Annotated in this window: 10 protein-coding genes and 1 pseudogene; 3 read left to right on the top strand and 8 right to left on the bottom strand. The window is 59.8% G+C overall.

Annotated features, from left to right (window positions below; genetic code table 11):
* Positions 1-117 (top strand): annotated as a pseudogene (locus tag EN804_RS29875) (IS630 family transposase); the annotation flags it as partial.
* Positions 118-149: 32 nt separating this feature from the next.
* Here EN804_RS29875 and EN804_RS29870 read toward each other — a convergent pair.
* From EN804_RS29870 to EN804_RS29860, 3 genes are all read right to left on the bottom strand, one after another.
* Positions 150-686: a hypothetical protein gene (locus tag EN804_RS29870; RefSeq protein ID WP_135921922.1), complete on the bottom strand. Its 537-nt coding sequence runs from the start codon at positions 684-686 to the stop codon at positions 150-152.
* A 273-nt stretch (positions 687-959) separates the two neighbouring features.
* Positions 960-1,586 carry an MraY family glycosyltransferase gene (locus EN804_RS29865; protein WP_245464228.1) on the bottom strand — a complete coding sequence of 209 codons (627 nt, stop codon included), beginning with the start codon at positions 1,584-1,586 and terminating at the stop codon, positions 960-962.
* Positions 1,587-1,744: 158 nt separating this feature from the next.
* Positions 1,745-2,758, bottom strand: a complete 1,014-nt coding sequence (locus EN804_RS29860) for an NAD-dependent epimerase/dehydratase family protein (protein ID WP_135921921.1) — start codon at positions 2,756-2,758, stop codon at positions 1,745-1,747.
* A gap of 379 nt (positions 2,759-3,137) precedes the next feature.
* On the opposite strand from EN804_RS29860, the gene EN804_RS29855 reads away from it, so the two are divergent.
* Entirely contained in the window at positions 3,138-5,153 is a 2,016-nt protein-coding gene (locus tag EN804_RS29855) for an acyltransferase family protein (RefSeq protein ID WP_189524599.1), read from the top strand.
* Positions 5,154-5,253: 100 nt separating this feature from the next.
* On the opposite strand, the gene EN804_RS29850 is transcribed toward EN804_RS29855, so the two are convergent.
* The 3 genes from EN804_RS29850 to EN804_RS29840 form a co-directional block, all read right to left on the bottom strand.
* Positions 5,254-7,251: an O-antigen ligase family protein gene (locus tag EN804_RS29850; protein ID WP_189524598.1), complete on the bottom strand. Its 1,998-nt coding sequence runs from the start codon at positions 7,249-7,251 to the stop codon at positions 5,254-5,256.
* 33 nt (positions 7,252-7,284) lie between these two features.
* A complete protein-coding gene (locus EN804_RS29845) occupies positions 7,285-8,544 on the bottom strand; it encodes a glycosyltransferase (protein ID WP_189524597.1) in 1,260 nt (419 codons plus the stop codon).
* A gap of 135 nt (positions 8,545-8,679) precedes the next feature.
* Positions 8,680-9,591: a hypothetical protein gene (locus tag EN804_RS29840; RefSeq protein WP_127275386.1), complete on the bottom strand. Its 912-nt coding sequence runs from the start codon at positions 9,589-9,591 to the stop codon at positions 8,680-8,682.
* A gap of 138 nt (positions 9,592-9,729) precedes the next feature.
* Between EN804_RS29840 and EN804_RS29835 the strand changes: the two genes are divergently transcribed.
* Positions 9,730-11,538: an ABC transporter ATP-binding protein gene (locus EN804_RS29835; RefSeq protein WP_246693505.1), complete on the top strand. Its 1,809-nt coding sequence runs from the start codon at positions 9,730-9,732 to the stop codon at positions 11,536-11,538.
* On the opposite strand, the gene EN804_RS29830 is transcribed toward EN804_RS29835, so the two are convergent.
* Entirely contained in the window at positions 11,535-12,287 is a 753-nt protein-coding gene (locus EN804_RS29830) for a class I SAM-dependent methyltransferase (RefSeq protein WP_189523062.1), read from the bottom strand. The genes EN804_RS29835 and EN804_RS29830 overlap by 4 nt on opposite strands.
* Positions 12,288-12,379: 92 nt before the next feature.
* Positions 12,380-13,510 carry a glycosyltransferase family 4 protein gene (locus EN804_RS29825; protein WP_135881772.1) on the bottom strand — a complete coding sequence of 377 codons (1,131 nt, stop codon included), beginning with the start codon at positions 13,508-13,510 and terminating at the stop codon, positions 12,380-12,382.
* Positions 13,511-13,644 lie beyond the last annotated feature (134 nt).

Genomic DNA, 13,644 nt, shown 5'->3' with positions numbered 1-13,644 from the left:
CAGAAACGCACCGTCGAGGAAACTTGGCGCCACATCGGCCACCTCGTCGAAACCATCGAGGCAGCCGAATGCAAGAACTACTTCGAAAACGCCGGATACGCTTCCGTCAAAACATGAAACGCTCTAGCTTTGGCCTCGGCCACGCTGCGCTAGAAATCTCTCTGCAGTGCCATGAGCCGGACACGCATCGGTTCAACGCGCATGCCGAGTTCACGCATATAGGCAAAATGGCAATAGGCGCACGCCGTAACCCCGATGACCGCCAGCAGGCAGTTCAGCCAGGTGAAGTCCATCGTCAGTGAGAACTGAAAGCCGCTCGGCGCCGTGAACCCGGCAATGGTGCTGGCGGTCTGCGAGCGGCCGCCGATCAAAATCATCGACGCCGCGAGGATCAAGGTGCCATGGTTGGCAAGAAAGAAAGCGGCCGACCTTCTGGCCTGACTTGCCATCCAGCAGATCCCCAGCGCCGCGCCCAGCAGGGCGAAATCCAGGGCCATCGACCCTCCCAGATAGACATCGACCTGCTGCCAGACCATTCCGGACGATGGGTGCAAGGTGAGCCAGACCTTCCACATACCGGGGCTTGCGGGATAGGTTCCGAGCAGGATCGTGGCCATTCGCTCCGCCGCCAGGATCAGCAGGACAAAGGCCGGGAAGGCGAAAAGCAATAATGGTTTGCGCTTCATGGTGCCTCGCAATCTGGCGGGCAGTCTATGCTGCATAGATTGCATGAAGCTTAACGGCGCGTTTTGCTTGCCAAATCAACAGCGTCTGCCCGTAGCGATCAGTGTCGGGGCCCACCCGTGCCACGACGGCCTCGCGTCTCCGCCCTCAAGCCGATTCTGCAAATCTGCGTGAGCTCGGCAGCCAGCGAGCCGCTGATGTGGGTCCGGCAGGCGTTCGTAGCGGACAATGAGCGGAGCCGCCGAGTCTGATCCATCGGTATCGCGAAGAGCGGCCTAAGGATTAGCCAAAGCAGAAAATGTCAGCCCTATCGCCAGTGCCGTCACTGCGTAGATAGCCGGCAAAACCTGACGGTTCACACCAATCCGAAGCAAGCTATGACCAAGGTGATCCGTGCCGCCCATCCAGGGCCTGCGCCCCTGTAGCAAGCGGCGAGTCGTTACGAATATTGCATCAATCAGCGGGACGGCAATCCACGCCAACGAGGCGTCAAAACCTCTTTTCGAGGCAAGAAGCACGATTGCCGCCCCGAGGAGAAGGCTGCCGCTGTCGCCCATGAAAACGCGGGCGGGCGGATAGTTGAAGCAAAGGAACCCGACACACGCACCCGCGCCGGCCATCCCGATATCGCCGCCGAGCCCCAGGAAGGCGGCCGTGATTGCACTCGCGGCAAGACCATCCGCATGGTCGAGCATGTTGACCGCGTTGCAAGCTATCCAAATGACGATCGGGACCCACCACAGACCTGTAATGATGCCAGCTAAAATCGCGGCAGCGGCCAATGCCGCTGCCTTGACACCGGCGGAAAGGGACCGGACGTCATCCAGCGCGCCGATCAGGCAGAAAACAGCCAGCAGAAGAATATACTCAACCGGAAGCCACGGAGACATCGCGATCAGCATGGCCGGCCCTGCCAGCCGGGGAACCTCGCCCGATGTGTGCCATCGGTCGCTCTTGACCTTTGAGACCGCTCCGATGCGTATCGCCAGACGCGCAAACAGCCACACACAAACGGCCGATATGAGCAGAGCCCCGATGAACGGGACCAATGGACCAGGTGTCAAGCCATCGCTCGTTCGGCACGCATGTGCTCGATGCAGTCGACCACTGTCTGTTTGGTGCTTCGAAGTGGTCGCCATCCGGTCATGGAGGTCAACAGACTTGTGTCAGGCACGCGGTCATGCGTCACGGCAAACCGCTCACCAAAGACCGCACTGGAAGGTTTCATAACGATGGGCGCACTCGTCCTGGTGGCGTCAACCACCATCTTGGCGAGATTTCCAATCTGAACCGCCTCGCTGCCGCCCAGGTTGACTGGCCGGCCTCGCAACGACCGGCACTGCATCACCAGAAGCAACCCCTCGGCGGCATCGGCTACGTGGAGAAACGCGCGCCTCTGCTCGCCATCGTCGTGAACCACAAGCGGTTCGCCCCGCAACGCCGCGTTGACAAACACTGGCAATACGAGGCCGGTCGCCGAGCGCTGGCGCGGTCCGGCCATGTTGAATGGTCGAACGATCCAGCTAGGGATGCCCAAATCGAAAAACAGTCCAGCAACCAGATGCTCAACGGCTGCCTTGGCAGCGGCATAACCCCATCGCGGTCGGAGATCCGTCATAACTGGATCGGACTCTGTGATTGGCCGGTCCCGACCGGAGCCGTAAACTTCTGAACTCGACGTATAAAGAAGCGGGCGCTTGTGCAGCCGGCATGCTTCGACGATTGAACAGCCTGATTCGAGAATGCCGCTGGTGACGGCGAAGCGTTCCTTGTGAGCACGCTCAACGCCGATCGGACTCGCCAGATGGAAGACGGCATCGGCAAGGCCAACCTCATCCTGGACCGCCCCATTATATGCCGGATCGCCGACCCTGAAGGTACGGATCGTCAGGCGAGGGTCACCAGTCGGCAGATTGCGAAGCAGGCCGTTCGAAAGATCATCGACAACGGTCACGGTGCAATTGCGCGCAAGCAACATATCGACCAGTGCCGAACCTACGAAGCCTGCGCCACCAGTAACCAACACATGTCCGTGCTGGCCGAATTCAACCATGTCCGCGCTATGGTTGTCCAACGTTGACAGCCTCCAGAACGACCCGTGGCCTCGCAACGCACGGGACAATCTTCTATACAGTCAGGGACGGGACGAACAACCCGTTTTTCTATCAAGCGAGCAAGTTTTCATCGCCCCGATATCATTAACGAATGAATACTCCCTCCGAAAAGCCCGCACTGGTCCGATGCCCCGGTCAAGGAGCAGGACTGATTCCGGCACACACGCACCAATGTTTAGGTTTTCGTCGCTCCAGCGCGAAACAAATTGTGAGGGTATCCCCACGTTTCTCGAAATGCGACTTGTAAGTCCAATCGCGGGTGCCGCCGTTGCATATGTCCGGCCATCGACTCATGATACGCAATTGGGCTGTGAGGCCGGGAATAACGCGGAGGGAGCCGTGAAGTCCGACTATCGGCCAGATATCGACGGATTGCGCGCAATCGCAGTGGTCGCCGTCATTCTTTTCCATTTTGAAGTGCCCGGTTTTCCGGGGGGCTTCGTCGGCGTCGATATCTTCTTTGTCATTTCTGGCTACTTGATCACCCGCCTTTTGGTGGCTGAAGGCGGCGAACTGTCCCTGATCGAGTTCTACGCCAGGCGCATGCGCCGCATTCTGCCGGCGATGCTGGTAACGATCTGCTTCTCGCTCATTGCGGGATGGTTTCTGTTGCCCCCCGGGGACTATGCCAACTTAGGGCGCAGCGCGGCATATTCTACCGTCGGGCTGGGGAACTACTACTTTCTCTGGAACACGGGCTATTTCGACCGCGAGTCGGCGCTTCTGCCGCTGCTCCATCTCTGGTCGCTCGGCGTCGAAGAGCAGTTCTACCTGGCATGGCCGGTTTTGCTTCTGATGGCGAACCGGTTGGCACGGCGCCGCCGTCCGCCGATCATCGCGCTGATCTGTATGGTTGCACTGATCAGCTTCTCGATTGCCCTCCATCTGGTGGCGATCGATCCAAAGCGAGCGTTCTATGTTCCCTTCGGCCGAGCCTGGGAACTGGCTCTCGGCAGCCTGCTGGTCTTTGCGGCGCCCGTCCGCCACCGAGGCACTTCCGAAGCTTTCGGACTGGTCGGCCTTTGCCTGGTCGCCGCCAGCACCATCTGGCTGTCGCCGAACCAACCGTTTCCGGGGCTGAGCGCTCTCTTCCCGGTGATCGGCGCCGTCCTGCTCATCTGGCCGCGTTCGCAGTCAATGATCTCGGCGCTGCTTGCGAGCGCACCTTTGCGATCGACGGGCAAGATTTCTTATAGCCTTTATCTCTGGCATTGGCCGATCCTGGTCTTCTTCCGCCACTATGCAGGCACCGAAATGCCGACGGCGGCCGAAGCGTCTGTCCTTGTCGCCGTGGCAGGGCTGGCGGCGTATTTCTCTTGGCGGTTCGTCGAGGAACCCGTTCGCCGTCTGCGGGCGCCTCCATCCAGGGCATTTGCCGCCGGTGTTGCCGCCGCGGCGACAGTTTGCCTGAGCGGCAATGCGATCTTCGAAGCCGGCGGTTTCACCAGCAGGATTCCGAAAGAAGCCGAGGCAATGCGCAGCCTCGAGGTGATGTGGGACTGGCCGTGTCCACAGACGGTCGTCATTCCTGAACTGGGCAGCACCTTTTGCGCGTTTGGGGCGCCCTGGGGCAAAGCGAGACATCACGCCGTCCTGTGGGGCGATAGCCACGCCGAACACCTCGCCCCGCTGTTCGATGCTGCCGGCCAGCACGAGAATACCGCCTTCTTTCTTTATCGCGCGTGCCCGGCCGCATTCGGAGAAGGTGTCCATCGCGATTTTCCAGAGCACCCCGACTACCAGGAAAGCTGCGCGTCTTCCCGAAAGGCGGTCGTCCATATGCTGAGACAGCGAAAAGATATCGACCTCGTGGTCCTGTCTTCCGCCTGGACAAACCTTGCTGACACCAATGTCGTCGCCGATGACGGCCGGCAGGCGGACAGGGTCCTGCTGTTGCGCGATGGCTTGCTCAGCCTCGTAAAAGAAATCACCGCTCGGCAACGACGCATCGGAATCATTGGACAGGTGCCTGTGCCAGGCGTGGATCTGACGTCCTGCGCGGCAATGCGCGAAAGCGGGATGCTGAGACGTTGTTCGACAGACATGGATAGCGAGCAAATCCTACGGCGTTGGTCGCCGGTGGTGACGGCGTTGGAGTCGCTTGCGGATGAAAATGGGGTGTTCTTCGTCGATCCACTCAAAGGCATGTGTCCGGACAGGCATTGCGCCACCTACATCAATGGCGAGTTCATTTACCGCGACAAAGCTCACCTGCGCCGAAACTTGACACCGGAGACCGACGTCGGCCTTGCGCGAACGATCGGTCTCCACCAGGCCCTAGCCGCAGCCGACGGGCGAACTCGTGTATCGACAGCGAACGCCATGCAGCCTTCGACAACCAGCATGAGCAATTGAGCCCGCAGCTCTGTGCCATGCGACGACAGCGCCGGACAAAGCCTCTACGTCGAAGATCATCACCTGTCGATCTTCGGCGCGAGACTTATTGTTCCGAAAATCATCCGGAGGCTTTAGACCGACTTGTTAGTGGCGTCACGGCAGCCACAGTTGCAATCGACCATGCAATGATCGTGCCCGGAAGAATGAAGCATAGTGCACTGACCGACAGCGGAACGGCGACCTCGTAGGTTCGGTCATTGCTGCGAGGGTCGCTCGAATCCGTGGGCGCGAACAGCACAGCATCCGGCCGGCGAAAAGTATACTCGCCCTGCCTGACGGCAGGCCATGCGAGAGAAGACCAGCCGACGCGATGTAGCGATGTTCCGTTTTCGCGCAAATTGGATGCTTGCAAAGGCGGAATGTCAGACAGGTTGCCTAACTGGAAAAGGCCGGGAAATGGTGGCCGCGGAAGCAGCGTTTCGTATCCGCCTCGGGCGGCAAACATGGTTTCGTTCTGCAGCCGTCCGGTAATAAGCGGTGGTGTGACGAGCAGTATCGCGATGCAGCCGGCCCCGAAGGCCGCGACGCCTGCCAATGTTCCGCAAGCAAAGCTCCAAGGCTCGCCTTTCTCTGTCGGCGACGGCTTTATGGCAGCGACTTTTCGTGCGGCGAGCATGCCGCCAATTCCGAGCGCGATTGGAAGAAAGAGGCTTGGTGTCAGCAAGAGGTCATGCGAGGTCAGCGCCACCCCCATGACCGCGACACCAAGGGCAAGATCACCAGCGTTCCGGGCAAAGCAAAAGGCGAAGCAGACCAAGCCAATCGGAATCAGCCAGCCGAGGTGACCGAAAGCGATTGCAAACAGGACGAAGGTGTTGTGAGGCGCAAGGGCTTGCGCCTGTTCAAGTCCGCGACCGAAAAAACCGCCTTCTCGATAGGCGAGCAGGCCGCGCTCGAGAAAGAGAGCCCTTGCCGAGATCGAGTTCCTCTTGCCTTCATCCGTCAGCCGTTCGCCGAGCGCCTGCATCTTGGCGACGTTCGTGGATTGGTTAGCCGCGGGCGCGGGGCCGGATGGCAGAGGAGACGAATTTACGGCGTCCGCGGATGCACCGCCCTTAGCGGCGGCCGAACCGCTCGGGGGTTCGACGGCGAGGGGCGTGGTAGTGTCAGCAGAACTTGCCCGAGGCGGAGCCGGTTGATTTGCCGACGCCCCTTCAGGCGGTGGCGCAATTGACACCGTAGCGGCTGGCGGAGATCGATCGACAGCCTTCGATGCTTCGTTGAGCGCCGTGCTTACAGACAAAATTCCGGCATAGGATTCGTCCGTGGCAATACGGAAGGAAGCATTTGTGGTCAACGCGATGCCGATCGCCCCCAGCAGTGCAAAAGCGACGACGACCGCACGGCCCAAGCCCCCAAGATCGATCTGAAAACGACGGCCGCTGCGAAATTGTTGCCAAATGCGGACGACAATCGGAACCGCCACCGTTGCAAGGGCGGCAAGAAGGGTCGAGCGAGAAAGCGTCGCGAGAAGCGTTATGGCTACGAGCACGAGGAAGCTTGCACGCCACTTTTGTGCGACGGCGCGGTAGCTCGCCGCAGCCCCAAGCAGAAGTCCGGCCGCTGCGACATTGGGATTGACCGCCAAACCGGCGGCCCGGCCAGGCGTGTTGGTGAAGCCGCTGGCAAAGAGGAGGTCGAGCAAGCAAACCACCGCATTGAGCGCTGTGACTGACGCCGAGAGGCGCAACACGATTGCGGGAGCTGAGGCAAGCATGAGCACAATCGCCGCGCCGCCGAGGAAAAGTGTGATCAGGTAACACTTGGCGACGATCCCGATCGGATGAAGCGCAACCGGGACGACTGCCATGGCGGCGGTGATAGCAAGCAGAAGGATCGCGCTACGCACGTCTCGACGCGTCACAAGAACGGCCACCGAAACAATCAGCACTCCGCCATAGAGCGCATGGAACACCAGCCTGGCGAACTCGTCCCGCCCGGTGAAGAACGGCAAAAAGTATGGCATGAACCAGGACTGGTATATGACGATGACGAACGCGCAAAGCCCTGCCGAGATGCTCGTCAGGATCGCCCGCAACGGATGCGTCGAACTCATCGAGCGTTCCGAGTGGGCAATCCCGCTCATTCGTCAGCCCACGAGATAGAGGCGTTCATATGCGTCGACCATAGCTCCTGTCGAATACCGCTCGCGCATCATCCGTTGCCTAAATTCCCGGTCGGCTGTCGGCTCCGGCAATCGGTCGAGAACGGCTAGAAGCCCGCGAGCCAGATCGGCAGGGTCACGAGGTTTCACCAATACACAACCCGGCATACCGGAGATAGCCTCCGGATTTCCGCCGACATTGGTGGCGACAACAGGAAGACCCGCCGCGAGCTTTTCCATCAGGGCATTGCAAAAACCTTCCTCATGGGAGGCGATCACGCCAACATCCATGCCGGCGAGCAATCCCGGCACCTCGCTCTGTGATCCCAATGCATGGACTTTCGATCCGACGCCGAGCCGCCGTGCCTCTTCCGCCAGGCCCGGCCCGATGCCTCGGTCCTGTCCCGCCATGAACAGCTTCAGATTCGGCCGGCTTTCGCTCGCAAGAGCGAATGCTTGAATGAGATCCCTGTGCCCTTTGTATGGGATTAAATTCGCGACTATGATGATGCCGACTTCGTCCTGGCTGAGGCCGAGCCGCCGCCGGGTTTCGTCCCGGCGATGGACGATGTCATCGAAGCGGCTGAGATCGAGACCGTTCGGGATCACCCTTATTCTGTCGATATCATAGGCGTCGCGAGCCGCCATATCGGCCGCGACCGCATGCGAATTCGCGACCACCACATGGGAAAGTCGATTGGCGATCCGGTCCATTCGCTTGAGCCTGGGCCACCGTTCCTGATGGTTGCCGAGACCGCGTCGCGACGTGATGACAAATGGCGCCAGCGCAACCCGCCCCGCCAAGGCGCCCAGGAAATTGGTCAGCGGCAGGAAGGCGTGGACCACGCGCGGCCGGGTCAAGACGATGCGCAGGACAAGCGAAGTGACGGCTGCGCCGAGAACCAGCATCGCCTTCACACTCGGGCGCCTCGTCGGCGCCGCGCCCGACTTGGCACCCACTTTGGCCACTGTCGGCGACGCAGGTAGGGGATTCGGCCGATGAAGTCCGTACAATACCCGGATCCCGGCGCGATTCAGCGTCTCCGAGAGAACACCTCCTTGTGAAAGCGCAAAGACTTCTACCTTCCAGCCGCGCTGCTTCAATTCCTTGGCAAGCAGCACGAGCTGGCTCTCGGTGCCGCCCAGGTCAAGCGTTCCGATGACAAAGAGTACTTTGCGACGAGGCTTTCTAGCCAGTGCGGCAGAAGGCCCGGCAGCCGACTGTTGGCCTTCAGCATCAGTCATCGGAAATTTCTCTCGCAGCGTCATCCGCTCCGCCGCCTTTCCTCATTGGTCGCCGGTTGCCGCTAGGCGCAGCCGCTTGCAAGCGGAAGCCTCTGCGAGGCGATGGCTTATAGAAATGGTCACGAGCAAACGAAATCAAGAGGACCGAGCAATTCCGCGAACCCGCTGCAGCACAAGCCGGCCGCGTCCTAAAAGAAGATACTGGAGCAGAATGCCGATGGTGACGAGTAAAATACCAATGGCAAGGAACGCAAGCGGCGGAGCCCATTTCAGGCGTTCGAACTTTGCCTCGTACGCACGCACGCCGTTGAAGTCTTCGGCAGTTCCGAGCGGTTGCCAGTCCTGACCATACGCCCTTCTTAGCAGAGGCAGCATCGGCCCGAATTGCGCGTAGTACGTGTCGATGATCGACGGGTCTTGTTGTACATCCTCAAGCGAGTGAGGAACGAAGACACCATAGTCGGAATCGAGAATGTTGCCATTTGACTCAACTACAGTGTGCTCGGGGGCACTGTAGATCGTCGCTTCGATGCCCTGATCGGCAAGGACAGAGTAGACGATCTTCGAAACCTGGGAACAGAACCCATAGCCCCGATCCAGTGCCTTTCGGGGAGTTACAAATTCATAGTTCCCCAGGTTTTCCCGATATTCCGAAAGAAAGCTGAGCATCCAGAGCAAGTAATTGTCGAAAACCCCGATCCGGGTGTAGGACGCATCGGCCTCCGACCAGCGGTCACCTTCTGTCCAATAGTGTACCATTCCACGCGCGACCGCCGTTGTCAGACGCTCAAGATATGGCTGCATCGGCTCACCCGTGCGGCGATAGAGATCATCAACGTCCGCAACTCTCTGTGCAAACCCCAGTGGCCCCTCAATTGCCGAAGCAGGTGGTGCCGGGTAGGCGCTGACCAATCCGAGCGGGTATGCCGACACAAAGAACAGAAATGCCGTCCCCACCCCTGCCGAGAACACGCCGAGTGCACGAAGCAATGCCGCAATTAAGGCCAGCCGCTGCCTTCGATCCCGAATCTTTATAGCGTCACCCATGATTGAAGCATATCACCTCACCGCAATCACGGTCTCTGGCCCATACGCGCAGTTGTGGACAGGTCACCTTCGCGCTTCTGTGATAAAGTTGCCAGCGGGCATCTGTTGTGACTTGTCGTGGAGCGCCGAACGTGTGCATTGAGCGCTCTGAATGCGGACATCGATTTGGCATTGAGCGGAAACCGAAACTCGGGCAGCACTCTCGACACACTGCGACGCTTGTGGCGGCAGGTATCGAAGCCTAGACAAAGGCAGTTTTTCGGCCTCCTTGTCTTGATGATGTTCGGAGCACTTGCGGAAGCCGCTACGCTTGGTGCCTTGCTGCCGTTTCTTGCGCGCATCGCCAATCCCGAGGCGGTTGGCGGCCAGTCGTTCCTCGCTCGCCAGCTTGCCGGCTTTCGGCTGACCAGCTCTTCAGACAGCCTTCTCGATTTGACGATTCTGTTTTCGGTGGTGGCGATCATAGCCGGCGCCGTGCGCATATTCCTTGCCTGGGCCACGAACTCTTATGTCTTCTCGCTGGGACATGAGGTGGGCGTGAAGGTCTATGACCAAGTACTCCGCCAACCCTACAGCTACCACGTTTCGCGCAATTCCAGTTCGGTGTTGGCCGCGCTTCGCCAGGTTCAAGCCATTACCGCGGGTGTAATGCTGCCCCTGTTGCAATCGATCAGCGGCATAATCATCGGCGTCTTCATCGTCGCTGCCCTTTTTGCTCTGAGTTCTTTCATCACCTTCGTTATCTTCGCGGGCCTTGGGGCGGTCTACCTCGCCATGTCGCTCGTCATCCGCAAGCACCTCAAGAAGAATGCGCAAATTATCGCCAGCGCGCAGGCGGAAGGCATCCGATCTGTCCAAGAGGGACTGGGTGGCATCCGCGATGTTATCATCAACGACACCCAACCGTATTTTCTGTTGCGGTACACCGAACTCGATTTACGCCTGCAGCGCGCGAATGCAATGAACGCGCTTGCCGCGGGCGCTCCGCGTTTCGCGATCGAAGCTGCGGGTATGGTGATCATCGCGGCGCTTGCTTATTTCCTCATCACCCGCTCGAACGATGCCGGCCAGGTTCTGCCGATACTTGGAACATTTGTCCTTGGAGCGCAGCGTCTGCTCCCATCCATGCAGCTTGTATACGGCAATTGGGCGCTGATATTGAGCAATCTTGCCGGCGCCGAAGTCGTGCTCCAGGCGCTCGAGGCACCACTCGGCCCAGAGTGGAACCAGCCGCCACCTAAGCGTCTCCCATTCGATCGAGCGATCATGCTCAAGGATGTGTCGTTCCGTTACGCTTCTGACCAAGCGCCGATACTCGAGCGATTCAATCTCACGATCTCGAAAGGAAGCAAGGTCGGGTTCATCGGCAAGACGGGCAGCGGCAAGAGCACGACGGTCGATCTGATAATGGGTCTGCTCGAGCCGACTGGCGGCGTGATCGAGATCGACGGGCAGCGGCTGGACGGAACCACACGGCGTGCCTGGCAAAGACAGATTGCCCATGTGCCGCAAAGCATCTTCCTGGCGGACGCCTCGATCGCCGACAATATCGCCTTCGGCATCGATCCCGCCAACATCGACCGCGACCGCGTGCGCAATGCAGCGCAGCAGGCCGCACTGGCGGATTTCATCGAAAGTTTGCCGCAAGGCTATGAGACGCGGGTCGGCGAGCGTGGAGTCCGTCTATCGGGTGGTCAGCGCCAGCGCATCGGCATCGCCCGGGCGTTGTACAGACAGGCTTCCGTGCTCGTCTTCGACGAAGCCACGAGCGCGCTCGACACGGAGACCGAGGCCGCGGTCATGGAGGCGATCCGCGAGCTGCCCGCCGGCCTGACGGTGCTGATCATCGCGCACCGGCTCACAACAGTCGAAAATTGCGACGAGATCGTCACCCTCGAAAACGGCCGGCCACATATCTGGACGAGAGCCGGCGGACAGACCGCTTAAAGCGACTTGCTCCGTTTGGGCGGCCGACTGTTCGGGCTCCGGAAAAGGAACTCCGTGCATGCCTCACCCGTAGATATCCTGACGAGCTCGAAATCGAACCGTTTCTTCAGGAAATCGATCACCGCCTGGTCGTCGGCAAACTCCATAGGCCAGCCGCCCAGCCAGTCGCGGATGTCGGTCATGTAGCTCATGCCGCGACCTTTTTTCTTTTGATAGATCTGCTTCACGAGCAAGGGCAGTTGAAGTGGATTGCGACCGAGCCCGAAGCGCCAGATGTACCAGTACTCCATCCACCGCCTTTGGCGAGGGTTGGCGCCGTTGTATCGCCGTTTCACGTCGAGCCAGAATTGCGCGGACGGCTTCACGACATTCGACGAATAGAGAGCGATGAAGAATAGACCGCCGGGGGCAACCGTGCGCGCCGCATTTTCGATCGCCTGCCACATCGCGCCGGTGTGGTGGAGCACGCCCCAGGAATAGACGAGGTTCCAGGTGCCTAGCTTCTCCATATAGTCGGCGTCGAGCACGTCGCCGCGTTCGACGATCCAGTTCGTCGGCTCACCCGCCAATTGCCGCAACTTGCCGGTTGTGCTTACCGAGAGCGGGTCAAAGTCGAAGGACTGTATCCTATCCGCTTTTGCATCGAAGGCGGCAAGCGAGTGCAGCCCGCTGCCGCTGCCGATATCGAGGAAGTCGAAGCCTTCGAGGGTCTGCTTGCCGAGGAAGGACAAGAGCTTCTCCGCCGCCATGCGGCGGCGTTCCGCCGAGTAGTGCTTGTCGATGAACGACGCCCAATTGGCTCCGAACTCGTATCGGTTCGACGATGGATTTCCCGCGAACGTCATTCTGTGGCTCGGTGCCGGGCTTCGATGATTTCCATCATATGAGCGGTAACTTTCCGAATATCATAGCGCTCTTCCGCGATCGATCGACTGTTTTTGCCCATGCATTCGGCTTCACCTGGGTTGTCGATCAAGCGGATCATGGCTTCCGCCAAGGGGGGCGCGGCGCCGACCGGCACCAGCAGGCCGCTCACGCCGGGAACGATCGGCGCGCGACAACCCGGCGCATCTGTCGTGATCACCGGGCGCCCCATTGCCATCGCCTCCAGGACAGATCGCGACGTACCCTCGCGGTAGGATGGAAGCACGAAGATACGCGAATCGGCGATCACCCCGCGGACGTCTTCCACAGGCCCGTGATAGCGGATGGTTCCGTCCGCGACCGCTGCCTCAACTTCCGATACCGGAAATCCCGCGGGATTTGGATCCGTATCGCCGACCAGGTCGAAACGGGCTTCAGGTCGAATTGCCTTAACCAGCCTTGCCGCACCCAGATATTCGCCGAGGCCTTTGTCGCGAAGCAGGCGTGCGATCATAAGAAATCGCGGCTTCTCTGGTAATGGCGCAACCTTGAATCGATCGAGATCTACCCCTGAACCGTTGGCTACATTGGCTGGTGTACGTCCGAGCAGTCCCAGACGACCGAAGTCATTCCGGTCATCGTCGTTCTGGAAGGTGGCCGTGGTGGCAACACGCAGGCTCGCGGCATAAAGAAGCCGGGCCACCGCATTGACCATCCTCCACCGTAGAGATTTGTGACGGTCCGTGAACGCATAGCCGAGGCCCGTGACAAGCGCGTGCCGGCGCGGTACCCCCGCCATCAGCGCCGCGGGTATGCCATAGACGATCGGCTTGATCGCACAGGTCAGCACGGCCTGGGGTTTGAGCTCTCGTAGCTTCCTGCAAAGACGAAAAGCCAAAAGCGTATCGCCGAATGGCGCAATAGCCGCACGCTCCATGGGCAATGGATGAAAACGGATGCCGTTCTCGGTCAGCCAACGAACGGTCATGGCATCGACTGGCGCCAGGGCATGTACTTCGTATCCGGCGGCGCGCAGCGCAAGCAGAAGATGTCCCCGTGTGGTTGCAAGGGATCTTGGTTCGCTTACGACAACAACGATGCGATCCATGCATTCAGGTTCTTGGCTGACTGGTCCAGACCATTCGGCTCTTGTAGGGTCTTGAGGCTCGAAACCCAATCCTGCCGCATCTTATCCACAACATCGAGCGCCACGAGACGATGGCGGCACGCGCATCGATCAGG

The sequence above is a fragment of the Mesorhizobium sp. M8A.F.Ca.ET.161.01.1.1 genome (genome assembly GCF_004792105.1).
Taxonomy (GTDB): Bacteria; Pseudomonadota; Alphaproteobacteria; order Rhizobiales; family Rhizobiaceae; genus Mesorhizobium.
Note: the sequence above shows the minus strand (reverse complement) of the source record. Positions and strands in the feature narration are given on the sequence as shown.